General features: G+C 28.6%; 28 protein-coding genes, 5 tRNA genes and 1 pseudogene. 11 read left to right on the top strand and 23 right to left on the bottom strand.

Annotated features, from left to right (window positions below):
• Positions 1 to 19: 19 nt before the first annotated feature.
• From rplL to AC1B00_RS06155, 13 genes are all read right to left on the bottom strand, one after another.
• The gene (rplL, locus tag AC1B00_RS06215) at positions 20 to 394 is read right to left on the bottom strand and encodes a 50S ribosomal protein L7/L12 (RefSeq protein WP_214118192.1); all 375 of its coding nucleotides are present in this window, start codon (positions 392 to 394) and stop codon (positions 20 to 22) included.
• An 18-nt stretch (positions 395 to 412) separates the two neighbouring features.
• Positions 413 to 892, bottom strand: coding sequence for a 50S ribosomal protein L10 (gene rplJ / locus AC1B00_RS06210; RefSeq protein WP_239817753.1), 480 nt, complete (start codon positions 890 to 892; stop codon positions 413 to 415).
• Between the two features lie 184 nt (positions 893 to 1,076).
• Positions 1,077 to 1,778: a 50S ribosomal protein L1 gene (gene rplA / locus AC1B00_RS06205; protein ID WP_239817752.1), complete on the bottom strand. Its 702-nt coding sequence runs from the start codon at positions 1,776 to 1,778 to the stop codon at positions 1,077 to 1,079.
• 58 nt (positions 1,779 to 1,836) lie between these two features.
• Entirely contained in the window at positions 1,837 to 2,262 is a 426-nt protein-coding gene (gene rplK / locus AC1B00_RS06200; protein WP_214118198.1) for a 50S ribosomal protein L11, read from the bottom strand.
• Positions 2,263 to 2,275: 13 nt separating this feature from the next.
• Positions 2,276 to 2,809 (bottom strand): transcription termination/antitermination protein NusG, encoded by a 534-nt coding sequence (nusG, locus tag AC1B00_RS06195; RefSeq protein ID WP_239817751.1) that lies wholly within the window; start codon positions 2,807 to 2,809, stop codon positions 2,276 to 2,278.
• 9 nt (positions 2,810 to 2,818) lie between these two features.
• Positions 2,819 to 2,998 (bottom strand): preprotein translocase subunit SecE, encoded by a 180-nt coding sequence (gene secE / locus AC1B00_RS06190; RefSeq protein ID WP_239817750.1) that lies wholly within the window; start codon positions 2,996 to 2,998, stop codon positions 2,819 to 2,821.
• A gap of 15 nt (positions 2,999 to 3,013) precedes the next feature.
• Positions 3,014 to 3,089 (bottom strand) — tRNA-Trp (locus tag AC1B00_RS06185).
• Positions 3,090 to 3,093: 4 nt separating this feature from the next.
• A complete protein-coding gene (gene rpmG, locus AC1B00_RS06180) occupies positions 3,094 to 3,252 on the bottom strand; it encodes a 50S ribosomal protein L33 (protein WP_214118203.1) in 159 nt (52 codons plus the stop codon).
• 49 nt (positions 3,253 to 3,301) lie between these two features.
• Positions 3,302 to 4,501, bottom strand: a complete 1,200-nt coding sequence (gene tuf / locus AC1B00_RS06175; RefSeq protein ID WP_488848812.1) for an elongation factor Tu — start codon at positions 4,499 to 4,501, stop codon at positions 3,302 to 3,304.
• A gap of 62 nt (positions 4,502 to 4,563) precedes the next feature.
• A tRNA-Thr gene (locus AC1B00_RS06170) sits at positions 4,564 to 4,638 on the bottom strand.
• Positions 4,639 to 4,749: 111 nt separating this feature from the next.
• Positions 4,750 to 4,826, bottom strand: a tRNA-Gly gene (locus tag AC1B00_RS06165).
• A gap of 7 nt (positions 4,827 to 4,833) precedes the next feature.
• Positions 4,834 to 4,918: transfer RNA gene (locus tag AC1B00_RS06160), tRNA-Tyr, on the bottom strand.
• A gap of 47 nt (positions 4,919 to 4,965) precedes the next feature.
• A tRNA-Thr gene (locus tag AC1B00_RS06155) sits at positions 4,966 to 5,041 on the bottom strand.
• An 89-nt stretch (positions 5,042 to 5,130) separates the two neighbouring features.
• On the opposite strand from AC1B00_RS06155, the gene yaaA reads away from it, so the two are divergent.
• The 7 genes from yaaA to AC1B00_RS06120 all read left to right on the top strand — a co-directional run bounded on the left by yaaA (position 5,131) and on the right by AC1B00_RS06120 (position 9,253).
• Positions 5,131 to 5,865, top strand: a complete 735-nt coding sequence (yaaA, locus tag AC1B00_RS06150; RefSeq protein WP_488848810.1) for a peroxide stress protein YaaA — start codon at positions 5,131 to 5,133, stop codon at positions 5,863 to 5,865.
• A 1-nt stretch (position 5,866) separates the two neighbouring features.
• The gene (locus AC1B00_RS06145) at positions 5,867 to 6,088 is read left to right on the top strand and encodes a hypothetical protein (RefSeq protein WP_239817747.1); all 222 of its coding nucleotides are present in this window, start codon (positions 5,867 to 5,869) and stop codon (positions 6,086 to 6,088) included.
• On the top strand, positions 6,088 to 6,684 hold the full coding sequence (locus AC1B00_RS06140; RefSeq protein WP_488848807.1) for a nitroreductase family protein: 597 nt from the start codon (positions 6,088 to 6,090) through the stop codon (positions 6,682 to 6,684). The genes AC1B00_RS06145 and AC1B00_RS06140 overlap by 1 nt, the downstream gene beginning before the upstream one ends.
• Before the next feature lie 136 nt (positions 6,685 to 6,820).
• A complete protein-coding gene (locus AC1B00_RS06135) occupies positions 6,821 to 7,318 on the top strand; it encodes a hypothetical protein (protein WP_488848805.1) in 498 nt (165 codons plus the stop codon).
• 64 nt (positions 7,319 to 7,382) lie between these two features.
• On the top strand, positions 7,383 to 8,369 hold the full coding sequence (locus AC1B00_RS06130; protein ID WP_488848803.1) for a hypothetical protein: 987 nt from the start codon (positions 7,383 to 7,385) through the stop codon (positions 8,367 to 8,369).
• A gap of 10 nt (positions 8,370 to 8,379) precedes the next feature.
• Positions 8,380 to 8,706: a hypothetical protein gene (locus AC1B00_RS06125; protein WP_488848801.1), complete on the top strand. Its 327-nt coding sequence runs from the start codon at positions 8,380 to 8,382 to the stop codon at positions 8,704 to 8,706.
• Entirely contained in the window at positions 8,687 to 9,253 is a 567-nt protein-coding gene (locus AC1B00_RS06120) for a hypothetical protein (protein ID WP_488848799.1), read from the top strand. The genes AC1B00_RS06125 and AC1B00_RS06120 overlap by 20 nt, the downstream gene beginning before the upstream one ends.
• 38 nt (positions 9,254 to 9,291) lie before the next feature.
• Here the strand turns inward: AC1B00_RS06120 and AC1B00_RS06115 are convergent, their stop codons facing one another.
• From AC1B00_RS06115 to nspC, 7 genes and pseudogenes are all read right to left on the bottom strand, one after another.
• A complete protein-coding gene (locus AC1B00_RS06115; RefSeq protein ID WP_488848797.1) occupies positions 9,292 to 9,945 on the bottom strand; it encodes a hypothetical protein in 654 nt (217 codons plus the stop codon).
• Positions 9,946 to 10,151: 206 nt separating this feature from the next.
• Positions 10,152 to 10,556: a restriction endonuclease gene (locus AC1B00_RS06110; RefSeq protein ID WP_488848796.1), complete on the bottom strand. Its 405-nt coding sequence runs from the start codon at positions 10,554 to 10,556 to the stop codon at positions 10,152 to 10,154.
• 293 nt (positions 10,557 to 10,849) lie between these two features.
• Positions 10,850 to 11,818: pseudogene (selD, locus tag AC1B00_RS06105) on the bottom strand (selenide, water dikinase SelD); the annotation flags it as partial.
• A 44-nt stretch (positions 11,819 to 11,862) separates the two neighbouring features.
• Positions 11,863 to 12,408, bottom strand: coding sequence for a sulfurtransferase-like selenium metabolism protein YedF (gene yedF / locus AC1B00_RS06100; protein ID WP_488848794.1), 546 nt, complete (start codon positions 12,406 to 12,408; stop codon positions 11,863 to 11,865).
• A 1-nt stretch (position 12,409) separates the two neighbouring features.
• On the bottom strand, positions 12,410 to 12,751 hold the full coding sequence (locus tag AC1B00_RS06095; RefSeq protein WP_239817739.1) for a winged helix-turn-helix domain-containing protein: 342 nt from the start codon (positions 12,749 to 12,751) through the stop codon (positions 12,410 to 12,412).
• Entirely contained in the window at positions 12,741 to 13,628 is an 888-nt protein-coding gene (locus AC1B00_RS06090) for a formate dehydrogenase subunit gamma (protein ID WP_336611659.1), read from the bottom strand. Before AC1B00_RS06090 ends, AC1B00_RS06095 begins: the two co-directional genes overlap by 11 nt.
• Positions 13,629 to 13,676: 48 nt before the next feature.
• Positions 13,677 to 14,840, bottom strand: coding sequence for a carboxynorspermidine decarboxylase (nspC, locus tag AC1B00_RS06085; RefSeq protein ID WP_488848841.1), 1,164 nt, complete (start codon positions 14,838 to 14,840; stop codon positions 13,677 to 13,679).
• Positions 14,841 to 14,914: 74 nt separating this feature from the next.
• Between nspC and AC1B00_RS06080 the strand changes: the two genes are divergently transcribed.
• Genes AC1B00_RS06080 through AC1B00_RS06065 form a run of 4 tightly spaced genes read left to right on the top strand, consistent with a single transcriptional unit; the run spans position 14,915 to position 18,414 of the window.
• Positions 14,915 to 17,278, top strand: coding sequence for a putative bifunctional diguanylate cyclase/phosphodiesterase (locus tag AC1B00_RS06080; RefSeq protein ID WP_488848792.1), 2,364 nt, complete (start codon positions 14,915 to 14,917; stop codon positions 17,276 to 17,278).
• A complete protein-coding gene (locus AC1B00_RS06075; RefSeq protein ID WP_488848790.1) occupies positions 17,265 to 17,486 on the top strand; it encodes a MoaD/ThiS family protein in 222 nt (73 codons plus the stop codon). The genes AC1B00_RS06080 and AC1B00_RS06075 overlap by 14 nt, the downstream gene beginning before the upstream one ends.
• A gap of 2 nt (positions 17,487 to 17,488) precedes the next feature.
• The gene (locus AC1B00_RS06070) at positions 17,489 to 17,953 is read left to right on the top strand and encodes a molybdopterin synthase catalytic subunit (RefSeq protein ID WP_488848789.1); all 465 of its coding nucleotides are present in this window, start codon (positions 17,489 to 17,491) and stop codon (positions 17,951 to 17,953) included.
• Positions 17,950 to 18,414 carry a type II secretion system protein gene (locus AC1B00_RS06065; protein ID WP_488848787.1) on the top strand — a complete coding sequence of 155 codons (465 nt, stop codon included), beginning with the start codon at positions 17,950 to 17,952 and terminating at the stop codon, positions 18,412 to 18,414. Before AC1B00_RS06070 ends, AC1B00_RS06065 begins: the two co-directional genes overlap by 4 nt.
• On the opposite strand, the gene AC1B00_RS06060 is transcribed toward AC1B00_RS06065, so the two are convergent.
• The 3 genes from AC1B00_RS06060 to AC1B00_RS06050 all read right to left on the bottom strand — a co-directional run bounded on the left by AC1B00_RS06060 (position 18,409) and on the right by AC1B00_RS06050 (position 20,244).
• The gene (locus AC1B00_RS06060; RefSeq protein WP_239817732.1) at positions 18,409 to 19,053 is read right to left on the bottom strand and encodes a response regulator transcription factor; all 645 of its coding nucleotides are present in this window, start codon (positions 19,051 to 19,053) and stop codon (positions 18,409 to 18,411) included. The two genes, AC1B00_RS06065 and AC1B00_RS06060, sit on opposite strands and share 6 nt — an antisense overlap.
• A complete protein-coding gene (locus AC1B00_RS06055; protein ID WP_488848785.1) occupies positions 19,053 to 19,847 on the bottom strand; it encodes a sensor histidine kinase in 795 nt (264 codons plus the stop codon). The genes AC1B00_RS06060 and AC1B00_RS06055 overlap by 1 nt, the downstream gene beginning before the upstream one ends.
• Before the next feature lie 97 nt (positions 19,848 to 19,944).
• Entirely contained in the window at positions 19,945 to 20,244 is a 300-nt protein-coding gene (locus tag AC1B00_RS06050) for a PAS domain S-box protein (protein WP_488848783.1), read from the bottom strand.

The following is a 20,244-nucleotide window of genomic DNA, read 5'->3' as shown; positions in this document are numbered from 1 at the left end:
ATAAAATAGGGCTAAAAAATTATTTAAGTTCAACCTTAGCGCCAGCTTCTTCAAGTTGCTTTTTAGCTTCTTCTGCGTCTGCTTTACTAACACCTTCTTTAAGTGTTGATGGAGTTCCTTCAACAGCATCTTTAGCTTCTTTTAAGCCTAAACCTGTTAATGCGCGAACTACTTTAATTACGTTAATTTTGTTTGCACCTGAATCAACTAATACTACGTTAAATTCAGTTTTTTCTTCTTCTGCAGCAGCTGCAGCACCACCAACAGCACCTGCAACCATTACAGGAGCAGCACTAACACCAAATTTTTCTTCAAATTCTTTAACTAATTCTGATAGTTCAAGAACACTTAGGTTTGAAATATATTCTAATACATCTTGTTTTGTAATTGCCATTTTTTATCCTTTATATAATTATTCTTTTTCTTTTTTTTCTTTAAGAGCATTTAATCCGATTGTAAAATTTTGAATCGGAGCATTCCAAACTTGCAATAACATAGCAAGTAATTCTTCACGTGATGGCATTTTAGACAATGCAATAATTTTATTAGCATCAGCAACTTCACCATCAATGTGACCAAATTTAACTTCAAAAGCATTATTTTTTTCTGCAAATTTTGCAGCAACTTTAGTTACTGCTAAAGCATCTGCACCCCAAAGATATATATTAGTATCTTTAAGAGTTAAACCTGTTTTACCAGCTTTATCTAATGCAATATTAGCTAAAGTGTTTTTAATTACTTCAACTTTTACATCAGCAGTTCTCGCAGAATCACGTAATACTTCTAATTGCTTAGTAATAATTCCTTTATAGTTACAAACTACAACAGCATTATTAGCAGCAAATTCATCAGAAAGTCTAGCTATTAATTCTTCTTTTTGGTTTCTTGTCATCTTTTCTCCTTTCCGATTTATGATTTAAGCAGAGAGACAAAAGTCAATTAAGTAAAACACCTCGGCTGTCACAAATCAAATTTTTATCTTAATTTTCATAAAAAACTAAAATAAAAATTCATAAAAAACAATAAGCCGTATTTGTAACATAAATTTATTACAAAACGGCTATGAATTAAAAAAATTATTTTAAATCTAGTAATTCTTGAGTTTCTAATTTTAAACCTGGACTCATTGTTAAAGATATAGTTGCACTCTTAATATATCTACCTTTTGCTGTTGCTGGTTTATGCTTATTAATAGCTTTTACAAAAGCACTTATGTTGTTTAATAATTTTTCTTCTGAAAAACTAACTTTTCCTAAACCTGCATGAATGTTTCCTTGCTTATCAACACGGAAATTAACTTGTCCTGATTTAGCATTATTTACAGCTTGTGCAACATCCATAGTAACTGTTCCTGTTTTAGGGTTTGGCATTAAACCTTTTGGTCCTAAAATACGACCAACTTTACCTACAAGACCCATTAAATTTGGTGTAGCTATTAAAACATCAAAATTGATATTACCTTTTTGAATTTCCTCAACTAAATCATCATCACCTACAATATCAGCACCAGCTTTTTTAGCTTCATCAGCTTTAATATCTTTAGCGATTACTGCTACGCGAACTTTCTTACCAGTTCCTTCAGGTAATACAACTGAACCTCTAACCATTTGATCAGCATGTCTTGGATCAACATTTAATTTCATAGCTATTTCAACAGTCTCATCAAATTTTGCAGATGAAAGAGTTTTGATAGTTTTAATACCTTCGTTTAATGAATATTCTTTTGTTAAATCAACTTTTTTTAATAATTCTTGAATTCTTTTTGCTTTTTTTGCCATAATAATTTCTCCGCATTTTTTAAAGTGCTTCCGCCTTAACCCGGCGGTTGGGTTTTAATTAATCTACTACTTCAACACCCATAGATCTAGCAGAACCTGCGATAATTTTAGCAGCTTGCTCACGATCTTTAGTATTTAAATCAGCAATTTTTCTATCTACAATCTCTAAAATTTGAGCTTTTGTTAATTTACCAACTTTATTTTTTAAAGGATTATCAGTTCCTTTAGAAATTCCTGCAGCTTTTTTAATTAAATCTGTTGCAGGTGGTTGTTTTGTAATAAATGTAAAACTCTTATCAGCATATACAGTGATAACAACAGGAATATTATAACCTGCCATATCTTTTGTGCGCTCATTGAAAGCTTTACAAAATTCCATAATATTAACACCTTGCTGTCCTAAAGCAGGTCCAACTGGTGGTGATGGATTTGCCTTTGTTGCAGCTATTTGTAATTTGATTTCCCCAACAACTTTCTTAGCCATAATGACTCCTTATTTAAATAATTTTCTCAACTTGTGAATATAGAATCTCAACTGGAGTACTTCTACCAAATATAGAAACATTTAGTTTCAAAGTACCTCTTACCATATCGTATTCTTCTACTATGCCTGTAAAATTCGCAAATGAACCTTCTATGATTCTTACACTTTCTCCATTTTCAAAATAAATTTTTGGTCTTGGAGCTTTTCTATTATTAGCTTTTTCTAAAATTAAATTAACATCCTTTTCGCTTAAAGGAGTTGGTTTTTTAGATTCACCAATAAATCTACCTACTTTAGGTAACTTTTGAATTTTATGCCATAGTTCGATATCCAAATCTATGTTTGCAAAAACATAACTTGAATATAAACATTTTGCTGTAATTTTTTGTTTTCCATTCTTTCCTGTTTCAATAACATCTTCAGTGGGAACTAAAACTTCTTTAAGTCTATCAGAAATACCATTTTCATAGCATAATTTCTCAATAGCTCTTTTTACAGCCATTTCGCTTCCCGCGTAAGTCTGAATTGCATACCATTTAAAATTCATCTAACGCCCTTATAAAATACTCTTTAATGAAAAAGACATAATAAAATCAACAAAAGCTAAAAATAATGATATAACAGTTACAACTACTGCAACAGTTATAAAAGCATTTTTCACCTGACCTTTAGTTGGAAAAAATACCTTTGCTAATTCAGCTTTTGACAACTTAAAATAATTTATTAATTTTTCCATTTTAAAACCTTTAATTGGCAGGGCAAGAGGGATTCGAACCCCCAACCATCGGATTTGGAATCCGGCGCTCTACCGTTGGAGCTATTGCCCTAAAATTAACTCTTTAGTTTAACTTCTTTATGAACTGTATGTTTTCTTAATCTTGGACAATACTTTTTAAGCTCCAATTTTTCTGTTGTATTTTTTGAATTCTTAAAAGTGCTGTAATTGATATCACCTGTTTCTTCACATTTTAAACCAATTTTAATTCTCATAACATTTCCTTTTATTTTTATAGAGTAGGTTTAAAACCTACTCATCAAATTACTTAATAATTTTTGATACAACACCTGAACCAACTGTTCTACCACCTTCACGGATAGCAAAACGAGTACCTTCTTCAAGTGCTACTGGTTGAATTAGTGATACTGTAATTCTTACGTTATCACCAGGCATAACCATTTCTGTGCCTTCTGCTAATTGAATTGAACCAGTAACATCTGTTGTTCTTACATAGAATTGTGGTCTATAGTTATTAAAGAATGGAGTATGTCTACCGCCTTCTTCTTTAGTTAGAATATAAACTTCTGCTTCAAAATCTGTATGTGGAGTGATAGTTTTTGGCTTAGCAAGAACCATACCACGAATTACATCTTCTTTTTTAGTTCCACGTAATAACACACCTACGTTATCACCAGCTTCACCTTGCTCCATTTCTTTTCTAAACATTTCAACACCAGTTACAGTTGTTGTTTGTGTATCTCTAATACCAACAATTTCAATAGTATCACCAACTTTAACAACACCTTTTTCAATACGTCCTGTTACAACTGTACCACGACCTGAAATTGAGAATACGTCTTCAATTGGCATTAAGAAATCTTTATCTGTATCACGAACTGGAGTTGGAATATATGCATCAACTTGTGCCATTAATTCTAATATTTTATCTGACCATTCGCCATCTTTACCAGCTTTTGCTTCTTCTAAAGCTTGTAATGCAGAACCTGCAACGATTGGAGTATCATCACCTGGGAAATCATATGAACTTAATAATTCTCTAATTTCCATTTCAACTAGTTCTAATAATTCAGCATCATCAACCATATCAGCTTTATTCATAAATACTACGATATATGGAACACCAACTTGGCGTGATAATAGAATGTGCTCTCTAGTTTGTGGCATTGGACCATCTGCTGCTGAAACAACAAGAATAGCGCCGTCCATTTGTGCAGCACCTGTAATCATATTTTTAACATAGTCTGCGTGACCTGGGCAGTCTACGTGAGCGTAGTGACGATTTTCTGTCTCATACTCAATGTGAGAAGTAGCAATTGTGATACCTCTTTCTTTTTCTTCTGGAGCATTATCAATACCATCATAATCTTTAAGCTCTGCAAGACCTTTTCTTGATAAAACAGCTGAAATAGCAGCAGTTAAAGTAGTTTTACCATGGTCAACGTGACCGATAGTTCCGATATTCACGTGTGGTTTATTACGTGAGAATTTTTCTTTTGCCATAATACTTCCTCCGTATTAATAAAATTAATTACTAATCTAAAATTATTACCTTTTTGAATAAATGGAGCTCATAGTGGGACTTGAACCCACGACCTCTCCCTTACCAAGGGAGTGCTCTACCTCTGAGCCATACGAGCGCTCAGAAAAATTATAATTTTAGACAACAAAAACTAAAAACATCATAAAAACTTATTTTGGAAAAACTTGCGAAGCGATAAAAATACAGCTCCCAGTTTTTACAAAAAAGTTGGAGCGGGAAACGAGACTCGAACTCGCGACCCTCAGCTTGGAAGGCTGATGCTCTAGCCAACTGAGCTATTCCCGCATCATAGTGGTGGTGAGTCGTGGATTCGAACCACGGAAGGCAAAGCCAGCAGATTTACAGTCTGCCCTCGTTGGCCACTTGAGTAACTCACCTTAATAAAAACCTTTTTTGTTCTGGTCAAACACTGCTAAAAATAAAATGGAGCTGGTTAAGGGACTTGAACCCCCGACCTGCTGCTTACAAGGCAGCTGCTCTACCAACTGAGCTAAACCAGCAATTGAACTAAAATTGAAAGACAGCATTATATGTAAAAAATTTTCATTTGTCAAGAGTAAGTTATAATTTTTTTAAAAAAAGGATAAAAATGTATATTTTATTTTCACCAAGCGAAGAAAAATTAAAAAGCGAAAACCATTGTAAAATAGAAGAAATAAAAGAATTTTTTCTTCATTTAAATATGAATAATTTTTTTATAAAATCTAGCTTTAGAAAAGAAATTATTGAAAAATATATTAATAATTTTGATAATTTAGAAGAGATTTTTGGAGTTAAAGATACAAAATCAATACTAAATAACTTTTCAAAAACACTTCATAAAGCTATTAATTTATATCAAGGTGTTAGCTATAAAGAATTAGATTATGAAAACTTATCTAAAGATGCAAAAAATTATATTAACAATAATTTAATCATTTTTTCTAATCTATTTGGACCTATTTTAGCAAGTGATGAAATACCATTTTATAAACTAAAGCAAGGCGTAAAATTAAATAAAATAAATCAAGCTAAAGAATATCTAAAAGATACAACAAGTGCTTTAGATGAAAAGATAAAAGAATTTGTAATAGACCTTAGAGCTGATATTTACAAAGATTATTACCGAATTCAAATTCCACACGCTACTTTTATTTTTATGAAAAACAATAAGCAGTTATCTCATAGCTCAAAAGTCTATCGCGGCAGGGTTTTAAGGCTATTAGCACAAAATAATATTACTAATATTAAAGAATTATCTAATATGATTTTAGATAATTTTAATGTTATAAGCATTGAAAATAAAGATATTCAAACAATTTTTTACATTGATATAAAGGATTAAAATGGGAAGTTTATATTTACTAGTAGTTCTAGCGATATTTTTATTAATTGTATTTTTAATTATCCAGCACTTTAATTCAAGAATATTATTATTAAAACAAAAAATCACAGCACTAGATGAAAAAATAAACGATGCTATGAAATTAATAGAAAAAAATAGGCTATTAATTGAAGATAACAAAGAAAGTATAAAAGCTCAAAACAAAACTATAAAGGAGGAATAATGGATTATTTACACTTACTTAAAACTCGTTTTGCTTGCAAAGAATTTAATAATGAAAAAGTTTCTCAAGCAAAAGTTCATACTATTTTAGAAGCTGGAGTGCTAAGCCCTAGCTCATTAGGGCTTGAGCCTTGGACTTTTTATGCATTGCAAAGCCCAGAAAAAATTGAAAAATTAAAGCAATTTTGCAATTCTAAAAGACAATTTGAAACCTGCTCTTTTGCTGTGATTTTAGCTGCAAAAAATGATTTTAATCCACAAGGACAGGTGGTTCAAAAAGCATTAAGAAGAAGAGAAGATTTTGATAAAGTTTATGAATTATATTCGCCATATTTAAAGCGTTTAGAAACTAGAAACGCTCATGAATATGGAGCATTACAATGCTATATAGCAGCTACAAATATGGTAAATTGCGCTCATACTTTAGGCGTTGATTCTTGCATTATCGGTGGATACGACGAAGCACCGATTAATGAAGAATTTTTACCAAAAGATGAGTTTTGTGCTTTGGTTTTAACTTTTGGTTATAGAGCAAACGGACAACCAAAACATAAAAAAATGAGATTTTCGTTTAACGAAAAAGTAAAATTCATATAAATCTTACGAAATAGGAAAATTCAAATTCCTATTTCAAATTCCACAATTTTTTAAGCATTTTAAATAGTTTTAAGCATAAATTAAGAATGGGGGGGGGGTATTATCTCGTTTTTATTTTATTTTAAAAGGATTAAAAATGAATGCGACGATTTTATTCTCTTCAATTCAAGACAAGTTGCCTAAAAAAATAGGTGGATTTAAAAAAGCTCTTACAGCAAATCAAAATTACTCAAAACCAATTATGAGTAATGAAGAGTTATTAAAAAGATTAGAAAATTTAAGCGAAACCGAACTTAACGAAGTTGCTAAAATGCTTGAAAAAGACAAACTTGATAGTCCTAATGTATGTTTTTGGTTGCATAATTTCTTATTAGGAACATTTGGAGTTTCAAGATTTAAGGTAGGGCATTTTAAAATAGGTATTATAAAATTATTAATTCTTATAATTTATCAAGTAAGTTATAGTGCAACGCTTTTAATTGGATTTGATCCACAAATTACTTTTATATTTTATTTATTAGTTTTTGCATTTTGGTTTATAGATTTATTTAGCATAGGTGTATTTTTAAAAAACAAAAACCTAGAAAAGGTTAATAATATCATAGACTTAGTAAAGGCAAGAAATACAAATTAAGACACTTTGTATTTTAACGAGAGAGAACATTCTTTCATTTTTAAATTTCAATAAAGGAATACCAATGAATAATCAATTGCAATCTGAACTTTTAAGTTGCATCAATAGTTATCCTAAAGATACTTTAGCAGTCACTTGTGACAATATAAGCGATTTTAATTTAAATAGTAATTTGCAAGATATTACTATTAATAGTAATGTTAAAATTATAAAACTAATACCTAAAAATTCGCAATATAATTATGAATTATTCAATAATGAATCAGGGTTAGAATTAGCAAGTGTTATTGATAAGAATATTAAACTAAATAATGACAATATAGCTACTACGCAAATGCCCTATATAACACCTGCTAATAATTACAACGATGATTATAAAACTACTCAAGAAGTGCCTAATTATAATCATAATGAACCTAAAAATTCAATAGCATTTGAATATTTACCTGAATTTATATTTGGATGTTTAGTAGCAGCATTAATAACAACATTAGTAACTGTAATTTGTAAATTATTTCATAAAACTAATATTACAGTATATAGAGATTATTGTGATGCTATGTGTAGTTTATTAAATTACATAATAATATTTATTTTAATGTTATTAGCATTATTGCATTTGGATAATAAAATAGGAATCTTTCCTATAATATCTTGTTTATTAGTATTAATGCTAAGTCTATTTTACAACCTATTATGCTCAATTAGAACCAATAATGGTATATTTCGAATTACAGTATCATTTATTACTAAAATAATATTAGGTATAGTTACCTTATTCTATATACATTCATTCTTTTGTAAACCTAGAAGGTCTGATGATGAAACTACTTATGAATACCATAAAAGATGTAGGGATTATAGTAAAGATAGTCTTATAAAATCAACAATCTTGCTAACTATTATGTACAACATTATTGAATATAGAGTATTTATTTATGATCCTAATAATATGGTTGAAGAAGAGTATGATGAAGATGATGAAGAATACTATGATGAAGATGAGTATGATGAATACGAAGAAATTGATAATAAAAAATATTTAAAATAAGGATAAATCAATGAATAATTTAAACAACGAAATTAAAAAGCCTTTTATTGATAGTAAAAACTATCCTTTCAAGCTAATTTATAAAGATAAATATTTTGAAGTAGTAGTCGGCGAAGCACAGACAAATAAGGGTGAATTATCAATAGGAATAAGAACAAATCATTTTCCTAAGGATAATTATCACAATGATTGTTATTTTATTTTCCCATCGCACTTTGGCGTTGAGTTTTTAAAATTATTTATATTAGACAACAACCCAAATAATGAAAATATCTCTCAAGCAATTGCAAAAATATTTGAAGATAATAGGAGCAACAATGAAAAAAATAATAATTAGTTTATTTTTAAGCACATATTTAAGTGCTTTTAATTTTTCTTTTTTTGATAATACACCAAAATGCAATGATGAATTAGTGCTTGAAGCCCTAGAAGAGCTTATAAGAAAAAATGCTCCTGAAGTAATATTTAAATACGGCGTTATTAAAGCATTTCAAGATGAAGTAGAAGATACGATAATTAAAGTGCAAGAGTTTAAAGATTATGATTATTCATATAATGGTAATTTTGCCGAAAGCTACGCAGCAAATGCTTATAAGCCTGTGATTGATTTATTAAATCAAATAATAAAATATGTAAGCACTAATGTTAAGATGGATTTTTCTAGCTTTGTAACACTAAAAAACGAAGATGATAGAGCAAGATATTGTAATGCTAATTTGAAATTTGTTTATCCAACTATGCCAAACGAATTAAGCAGTAAAATAACAAATGGCAAGATAAAAGGTATAGTTATAAATGGTGGAGAAAGCGAAACTACAATAGAATATAAAACTTATTACACCGATGATAAAGAACAAGTTTATGTAGAACTAATTGATTATTAAAATATTTTTACTCAAACCTTTAAAGGCTTGAGTAAATCCTAGAATTTATAGCTTAATCCAATTCCTGCACTACCGCCTTTGCTAATATCATTAACATAAGCAAATTTTACTCCTGCGTAAATATTATTTGTAAATGTGTAGCCTAAAGAAATATCAAATTCTGCATTCAAATCTTTTTCTTTTATAGTGTCAAAATAATATTTTAAATACACACCACCACTTATTGTAAAATTATTCTCAAATTGTTTTCTAACAGCAACACCTGTCTTTAAAAACATTGAATTAGCACTAACATTAATATCATTTAAACTAATATTGTAAAACTTAGTTTTAAAACTTCTACTAGCATAACCTAAGCCACCTAAAAATGATAAAGATACATCATTGCTAACCAACATTCCATAACCACCAAGAGCTGAAAAGCTATTAAAACTATCTTTGATTTTGCCTTTAACATTATATGAATTTATAAAATCACTATCAATTTCGGCATGAGTAAATCTAATATCATATACAAAATGATTTTCTTCATTTATATAAAATTTATTTACATATAAATCTGCTCTACCAACAAAGCTATCTTCTAAGCTAACTCCATTTTCTTCAGCAACCCTGCTTCCATAAATATCCAAGCCAACAAAATTACTCGCAAAAACATTTGCACAAATTAATGAAAAAGCTAATTTTTTCATAAAATCTCCTAATAATAATTTAAAAGAAGAATAATACCCCCCCCCAATTCTTAATAAAAGCTTAAAATTATAAAAATAAGATATGAAATTAGCTTGTAATTCCGATTTTAAATTCCACAAAATTAAAAAGAATTTGAAATAGGAATTTTAAAAATATCTTGTAGATTAAACTCTTTTAGGTATTAGGTTAAATAAATATGATTTATTTATTCGTTAGCAAATCTTTTGATTTGATAATTTATCTCTTCGGGATTTTCTTTTAAAAATTCACTTACTCCACAATCAATATCTTCGCAACTTGTAATAAAATCTTTGTAAATATCTTTATTTTTTAAAAATTTCATATTTTTCTTAATATGTAAAGTGCAATCTCCTACAAATAATCTTAATAAATGCTGTCTTAGGGGATTTTTATAGCATTTCGTTTGAATCAGTCTTACTTCACTACCTTTATAAGCAATCAAATCCGCTCCGCCATCACGCTTACCATTAATATATCCATTCGGAAATACTCTATAGCCTAAACTCTCATAATATAACTTTATTTTATATTCGTATATTTTGCCCTTTTCGTAATTTGCTTGTAGATTTGGCTTTGGTTTTTCTTGCACTAGGGTTTGAATATCTTGTTCGTAAGCTTTGATTTTATCTTTATATTTTTGCGTTATTGATTCGTAATATTCTAAACTTTCTTGATATTCTTTATTTGTTTTTTCTAATTCTTTAAGTTTTTTATTTTTATCGCCTATAAAAATTTCAAGTTTTTTTATAAAGAATACATAAAAAGTAAAAAACTAAAAAACATTACTAACATTATAGTAAATCTATATTCATGCAAATAATATAAAGTCCATTTGAAATAATAAATCACACTATCAATCATCTAATTCCTATTTTAAATTCCTTAATAGATTATGATTTTTTCGTTTTGTCTTTGCGTAATATTTGCAAAAGCATAGGCATTTATACCTGTGTTATTTAGTAAATCCAGTGCTTTTTGGCTATCAGTTTGGCTAATGCTGAAAATTAGCCCACCACTTGTCTCAGGCGAATATAACAACAAATCATCTTCTAAAAATGATTTTACAATACCTTTTAAACTAGATTTATTTGAATAACTAGCAGCCCCAAACAATCCTAAAGCAGCGAATTCTAAAGTATTTTTATAATACCTTATCGCCGAGCTTTCAACTTCAATGCTAATTGCATCGTTTAGCATTTCGCTCAAATGTCCTAATAAACCAAAGCCTGTAATATCAGTGCAAGCATTGATTTTAATATCTTTTAAAACTTCTAAAGCTTTATTATTTAAACTCTTCATACCATTTATACATTCGCTAAAATCATTAGCAAGACTAGCCTTAATAGCCATTGCATTAAGGCTTGTTCCAAGTGGTTTTGTAGCAATTAAAACATCGTTTATTTTAGCAGTATTATTGCTTAAAAACTCATCTTTTTTTACATAGCCAGTTGCACTAAGACCTAAAAAAACTTCCTTTGAGCTAATCGTATGCCCACCAGCACAAAATCCACCAGCCTTATTTATAGTATCGTTAAGCCCTGCTATCATTTCGCTTAGCATAGCCTTAGGCAAGCAATCACTAAAAGCTACAATATTTAAAGCGCTCATAAGCTTTGCTCCCATTGCAAAAACATCGCTTAGCGAATTCGCTGCAGCAATTACAGCATAATCATAAGCGTTATCTACGATAGGTGCAATAAAATCAAGCGTTTGAACTAAGGCAAAATCGCTTTCTTGCTTAATAATCTTAGGATAATCAATAACACAAGCATCTTCATTGCTAGTAGTTGAGCTTAAAACAAACTCGCTAGGTTTAATTGAGCCTAAAGCATTGTGTAAGTCAGCCTGACTTAGTTTAGCCCCTCAACCTGCGTGCATACTAAGGCTTGTTAGTTTCATAGAGTTACCATATTTGTATCAAATAATGTATCAATTATCTCAACTGCGTTTGAACTTCTGCCGATTTTTGGACTTTGTGAGAAATAATTCAAGCAATTCGCACAGCATAAAATTTCTACTCCATCATCTGCTAAAGTTTTTAAAGCATTAAAAGCAGGATGGTTTTCATCACAAGCTATAAAAATCGCATCGTTTATGAGTACTACTTTTTGAATATTTCTTTCTTTAACAGCGGTTAAAAAACCAACTAATAGCATTGCACCTAATTCTCCATCGCCTACTTTTTGAGATTTTAAGAATATTCCTTCTTGCTTTTTGCTTTCGCTTTTTGTTTCATTTATCTTGCTTTTTTGAAGTTTAAAAGTAAAGCCGTCATTTTCAAATTCCTGATTCAAATTCTTTAACAATCTTGTGATATTTTCTTTCGCTGCTTCGTTATCTACGATTATTTCTAATGTTTCATTTAAATCTAAGTTTAATAAAGCTTTTTTTGTTTCAATTACAGGTATCGGACAAGCCTTGCCGCTAAAATCTAATTTCATTTTATTCCTTTCTAAATAATTCATCAAATCTTTTTTCTACAAATTCTTCTAACTCTTTTTCTAAAAGTTCATATTTTTGCATAAATTCTTTTGCTTTAGCACTAAGAATTGTTCCGCTATCTTTACTAGCACCTTTTTTGCTAATAAATATATCGCCTTCTAAGAATTTTTCTGTGCTATTTTTCTTGCTCCAAGCTTTTTTATAACTCATGTGAAGTTGCTTAGAGCTTTCGTTTATTGAGCCATATTTTTCTATGGCTTTTAATATTTCATAATTTCCTTTTCCAAAAATTTCGCCGTTATCTTCAAGCCAAAATTTAATTTTAGGTGTTTTATTTTTCATAGCTATAACTTGGGCTTATTTCGCCTTTTTTAGTAAGCTCTTTATACCAATATGAGTGTAGGATATAAACTTCTTCTTCTTCCTTATAGCCTGTAATCATTGCATGAATTGAGCCTTTGATAGCAAAAACAGCCATGTATAAATGAACAAAAAACATAGCAGCACAAACAATTCCTAAAATATTATGAACTATCGCACTAAGTCTTAAAATATTAATATGACTTAAGCCAAATGTGCTTTGTAAAAATTCGCTTTGAAAATCCAAAAAGAACATAAAAGCACCAGTGATTATCATAATAGCACCGCCAAATACTGCAATGTAATACCACATTTTTTGACCGAAGTTAAATTTACCCGCTGGAACAGGTCTTTTAACCTTGCTTAAATATCCACCAACTATCATAAGCCATCTTATATCATAGCTTGCAGGTAGCATTCTTTTTATCCAGCAAAAAAACATAGGAATAATTGAAATAAAAAATAAAATCGTAGCAATTCCATGAAGATTTTTGCAAAGCCTAACAAACACACCACCACCAAAAAAATGACCATTCATTATAATTAAACCCGTTGGAATTAGAATTATCCAAGCAAGTGCAGCAATAAAGTGAAAACCGCGCTCAAACAATGAAAAGGCATAAATTTTCTTGCCTTCATGACTAAATGTCTTTGGTCCTATTACCATATAATGAAGAGCAAAAGCACTTAAAACCGCAATTAATACAATAAGTGCTAAAGGTGCAATATAAGTTGAAGCTAAAAGCGTCCATAAATGCCCTAATTTGTAGCTAGTGATATTTTCAACCCTTCCTGTTGTTGTTAAATCACTAGCACTAAGACAGGCAAATAAAAATGCTGGTAAAAAAAACTTTCTCATAATATCTTCCTAAAATAAAATATTTTTTTAATTTATATCAAAATAATTTTAATTTCTCCTTGAATAATCATTAAAATTAAAATCTTTTTGATTTTTAATGTTACCTTTTTCATCAACATAGATTAAACTAGGTAGTTTTACCCCATTAAAAGTCGTATTTTTTACTATCGTGTAATGGATTTGATCGCAAAATACTACCCTATCTCCTATTTTTAATTCTTGATTAAACTCATATTCTCCCATAATATCGCCTGCAAGACAAGAATTTCCAGTTAGAACATAGCTAGTTTTAGTGCTTTTAACATCTGCTAGTTCATCACGACTTGCTAAGATTTTTGCATTCTTTACTTCACTTGTATAAGGCATAATGATAGTATCTGGCATATGAGCTTCTGCACAAATATCTAAAATAGCAATTTTTTTCTCATTTTCAATAATATCTAAAACACTAGCTACTAATTCACCCGTTTGCCAGCCAACAGCTTCGCCTGGCTCAAGATATATTTCAAGCTTATATTTAGATTTAATTTCTTTTAAAAACTTAATTAATTCATCAATCTTATAGCCTTCTTTAGTAATATGATGACCGCCTCCAAAATTAATCCATTTTAAAGGGTGTTTTACTAGATATGGCTTTAAGAATTTTTCTTCAAAAACTGCGAAAACACTTTCTAAACTCTCAAAACTTTCTTCACAAAGTGCGTGAAAATGTAAGCCATCAACCACAATATCACTTTCTAATAAATCTTTTGCTTTAATTCCTAATCTTGAATATTTTCCGCAAGGATTATAAATCTCTCTTGGAGCTAGAGAAAACTCTAAATTACAACGAATTCCTAAAGAATTTGAAACAGGAATTTCATTTTGCAATTTTTTAACCTTTTTGTATTCATTTAGTGAATTAACCACTAGATGATTGCTTATTTTTATAATTTCTTTTAAATCTTCTTCATTAAATGCAGGAGCATAAGTATGCACTTCTTTGCCAACATATTCTTTAGCAAACAAACTCTCCCACAATCCACTGCAAGTGCAACCTTGCAAGTATTCTTTAACTAAAGGCATAGCAGCACTAAATGCAAAGCCTTTTAAAGCTAATAATACTTTTACACCAGTTTCTTCTTGAATTCTTTTAAAAATCTCAAGGTTATTTTTAAGCTTATTTTCATAGCAAACATAGGCTGGAGTGTTTATTGTATTTTCATTATAAATCATCAAAAAATCCTTTTAATATTAATAATTTTGCTATAATATCATATTTAATTTTACAATATATCAGGTATTTTATGAAAGAAAGAAAGTCAATTTTAGAAGAATCAATTAAGAGCTTAACTCTTTATTCCATAGTATTTTTTATACTTATTTTTATAATAGGAATCTTCGTAATTAAAGCGAATTATAACGAAGAAATCAGCAATTTAGAAAAAGATTATAGCGAACAAATCAATCTATCATCTAATAAATACATAAAAGAAGAAATAAAAAATATTAAAAAATATTTAGATGCTGAATATAACTATATTTTTGATAGCACAAAAGAGATTATTGATAGTGCATATAATTTTGTTGTTACTTATATAAATTCAAGCGAAAACAAACAAGAAGCTTTAAAATTTTTACACGCTAATACTTCATATCCTATAAAAATTGAAATCTCAAATGGAATTGATCCAAATTATATTTATTATGCAAGATATATGGAATTAGATAATAACCAAATATTAAAAATAAGTATAGATGATAAAAAATATAGTGAAAGCCAAACAATAGTTGCCTTAAATAATATAAAAAATCTTCATAATGCTCAAATTTCAAACTTTAAAGTAAGAAAATTAGATGATAGCTTTAATTTCTTAGGTAATGAAAAGTGGTATTGCGTATATGAAAGCAAAGCTTTTACTTGTTATGATAAAAACTGGTGGCTAGCTTTAGAATTTACAATCAAAGAAGATGTATTAAAAGCTAATTTAGAAGAAGCTAAAAATAAAAGATTTAAATCGTTCTTGATGCAAGGAATGTTTTTATGCTTTTCTATTTGCATAGGTTTTATTGCCTTATGGATTTTTCTAGTTAGAAAAAAAAGAGAAGTAAAATCACAAATAGAGCTAGCAGCTAAGCATTTTGATGTTGCGTTAAATAAACAAATTTCTAACTTTAATAAAGATAAAAAACTTAATAATGATTTTGCATTCAAAGAATTTAGAACTTTAAGCTACGCATTACTTAGATTTATTAGACAAATTCAAACAAAAGATACAAATATCAAAAAACAAGCTTATGTAGATGGTGTAACAGGGCTTATGAATATGATAAGCGTTAATGAAAGCCTTAAACAATACGCTAAAAAAGATGATAAATTACTATTATTTTTATTCTTTAATATTGATAAATTTAGAGTTTATAACTCTATGTATGGAAGACATTTTGGAGATGAAATACTTAAAATAGTTGCTTACAGACTTTATGCTAATTTAAAAGGCTTAGCAATAGGAGATAATGAACATTTAGAAAGTTTAGATTATATAAAATATGATAAATACAAATTCACTCAAAATAAAAATAAATTTGAATGCTTAGCAAGAATTTCGGCTGATGAATTTTTATTAATAGTAGAAGTTAATAAAAATGAAGATTATTATGCAATAGCTAAAAATTATCATCAAAAACTAACTGCAAGAAGTATTAAAATCATGTCAAATGATGATTTGATAGAATATGAACCATTTAAAATAAACGCAAGAATAGGTTGTAGTTTATATCCAAAAGATAGCGAAGACTTGCATGAATGTATAGGAAATGCAGATTTAGCAATAGAAAATGATAAAGCTAGTGGTGATACTTGTGTTTTCGTATATACTAAAGAAATAGGAGAGCAAAACGAAGAAAATCTAACTCTTCAAAGAGATATAAGAAACGGCATAATTAATAAAGAATTTTTATTACATTATCAACCAAAAGTTGATTGTAAAACTGGCAAAATAATAGGAGCTGAAGCTCTTGTTAGATGGCAAAAAGGCGATACTTTAATATATCCGGATCAATTTATTAATATTTGTGAAAAAAGCAATCTAATCATAACATTAGGTAATGAAATTATAAAAATGGCTTGTGATGCTCAAAGAAGATGGCTAGCAAAAGGACTTGAATTAAAATTAAGTATAAACTTAAGCACAAAACAACTATTAAGCGAAGGTATAGTTCATACAATTGAAAAAAACATTCAAGGAATACCGCCTAGATTAATTGAGTTTGAAATCACAGAAAGCTTTTCAATAGAAAATGCAACAAGTAAAGCTATCATAGATAAAATTAAAAAGCTTAATGTAGGCTTATCTATGGATGATTTTGGTAAAGGATATAGCTCTTTATCTTACTTAAACGATCAAGATTTGGATTTTGATGTTGTAAAAATTGATAAGTGTTTTATACAAAACATTGACACAAACGAAAGAAATAGAAAATTAGTTGAATTTATTGTAAATATCATCAAATACTTAAATAAGCGTTCAGTTGCTGAAGGCGTTGAAAATATTGAAATATTAAATTTCTTAAAGCATTTAGGTTGCGATGAATATCAAGGTTATTATTTTAGCAGACCTGTTCCTGAAAATATTTTATTAGAAAAGGTGTATGAAAATGGTAAAAATTAATTTTTTAGGACCTATCAATAAAGATAGTTTGGAATTAGATGTAAAGAATATTTACGAACTAAAAGAAGAATTATTAAAACACGAAGATTTAAAAGAATGGTTAGAAATTAGCGCAATAGCTGTTAATGATGGTTTCATTGATAATTTAGAATATGAGTTAAAAAATGGAGATATCATAAGCATACTACCACCTGTATGCGGGGGTTAAATATGAATAATTTTCAAATACATACAAAAGCACTTGATGAAAGAGCTTTATATAATGAATTTTGTGGGATATGTAAAGAATTAAATTACGGAGCTTTCTTAAGCTTTAGTGGGATAATTAGAGCTGAAGGTGATATTAGTGGTCTTAGTTTTGATATATATGAACCATTACTTAAAAAATGGTTTGATTCTTGGTGCGAAAAGACAAAAGACTTAAATGTAAAATTATTTTTTGCTCACACTAAAGGTGATGTTTTAGTAGGTGAATGCTCTTATTTTGCAGGAATTGCAAGCTCTCATAGAAAAAATGGCTTAAGTATTTTTGCTGAATTTGTTGAAGACTTTAAACAAAATGCGCCTATTTGGAAATACGATTTAATTAATAATGAAAGAATTTATGCTAAAGATAGAAGCTTTAAACTACCAAACGCTGGAATCTTAGGAATTTCAAATAGGAATTACAAGTGAATAAGAAAGCTTTAGCAATAGAAATAATAGTAGTTTGTATAGTATTTATAGCTTTATTAGTATTAATATTTTTAAAAGTAAATAGCTCAAAAAGTGAAGCAGAAATGTCAAAATCTATAAGAAATCTAGCAACCTTAATCAACGATATAGATGCTTACTATTCTACAAACAATGAATTTATTGATATTGCTCTAATGACTAAAGTTGGACTTGATAAAAACAAATGGTTTTTTATAAAATCAGAACAATGTTTGCAATTTAGCACTTTTAAAGATTACATTGTGATTAAGAAGACAGATAATCCTGGTGAGCTTTGCAAAACTTTATTAAATTATGATTCGGTAAAATCATTACTAATAGGAAAAGCAACGCCTAATGAAGAAGCTTTAAATACAAACATTCATAATTCAAATATTATTTATATAAAAGCAGGAAACAAATATAATAGTTCTATTTTATAGAACTATTTTATATCCTGTTGAAGTTATATTTTTTATTATATTTACCCCTAATTTATCTCTAAAACGCTTTATGAAAGTTCTTACCGAACCATCTTTTACATCGCTTTTACCCCAGCAAATTTCTTTAATCTCTTCAAGACTAACAACCTTGCCGATAGGCTCACTAAGTGCTTTTAATAAAGCTAATTCTTTTCTTGTAAGCTCTACTTCGTAATCTTTTGTTTTAAAGCTAGATTTTACATAATCTATTGTGTATTCGCCTAAACTAGCTGTTTTGTTTAGATTTTTTATTAGGCTTTTTACGCTTGCGATTAATTCTTCAGGAATAATTGGTTTAATCAAATATTTATTAACATTAATATCAATTGCTTTAAGTAATTTTTCTTTATCACTATGTGCTGATATTATGATTATAGGAGTATTCGGACTTAAATCCTTAATGCTTTTTGCAAGACTAAGTCCATCTTTTAAAGGCATTAAAACATCGCAAATTACCATATCAGGTCTTAATTTTTTAAATTTATTTAAACCACTTACACCATCATTTGCATAATAAATCTCTGAAAATATAGAAGAAAGTATATCTTTCATTAAAAGTGCTATATTCTTTTCATCTTCAACTATTAAAACACTTAGCATTAATCTCCTTTAAAAATTATCTCAAAACAAGTTCGCCCATTTTCACTAGAGCAAAAAATTTCAGCGTTAATTTTATTTAAAATTTGCTTACAAATATATAGACCCAAGCCAACTCCTTGTTTTTTATGCTTTGTTGTAAAATATGGGTCAAATATATGCTCAATTATATTACTTTTTATTCCACCTGCGTTATCAATTATCCTTAAAATTTGTTCCTTATCTTTTACAAGCACTTCAAATCTAAGTTCTTTATTAATATTAGTTTCAAGCAAGGCATCTTTTGCATTATTAATAATATTTACTAAGACCTGCACTAATTCATTAAAATTGCATTGAATAGGAGTTTTATAAGCATTTTTATCAATATTAAAAAATAATTTTATATTAGCTTTTTTAAGCGCTTGATTGCTTATATATAAACTTTGCTTAATAATTTTAGGAAGATTACAGCTTTGTAATGGTGTATTTGGGTTGATAAAATTTCTAAAATCATTAATGGTTTGGCTCATATTTTGAATTAATTTTTGACACAATTTATAATGTTTATCTTTTTTCTCATTATGTAATAAATAAATCGCTAAAGATAATTCATTTAAAGGCTGTCTCCATTGATGAGCTATATTTTCTAGCATTTGACCCAAAATTACTTGGCGATTTTGTTGAAAAATAATTTTTTGCTGAGCGTTATTTTGACTTATAGCATCTTCTATTTTTTTCTCTAAATTTTCATTTAAAATCCTTAGCGAATTAGTCTTTTGGGCTACAACTTGCTCTAAATTCTCATTTAATCTCATAAGCTCTTGCTTAGTCTTTGTAAGCTCTTCGTTTAATGTAAAAAGCTTTGTTACATCGCTTCTAATTGCGATAAATTCAAAAATACTTCCATCTTCATCAAAAATCGGAATAATAGTAGTTTGAGCGTAAAATGCTTCTCCGTTTTTTTTTCTTATTTTTTACAATGCCTTTATGAACCTTGCCTTGCAAAATAGTATTCCATAATTTCTCAAAAGCACTTTTTGGCGTATCTGGATGACGGATTATATTGTGATTTTGCCCTATTAATTCTTCTTTGCTAAAGCCGCATAGATTGCAAAATTCTTCATTTACAAAAGTAATAATGCCATTTATATCTGTCTTTGAAACTATATTTGTATTTTCTATGGCGTTTTTATACTCATTTAATCTATACAT

It is taken from the genome of Campylobacter sp. DY7, from assembly GCF_057802535.1.
This window is presented reverse-complemented; position numbering and strand designations above follow the sequence as displayed.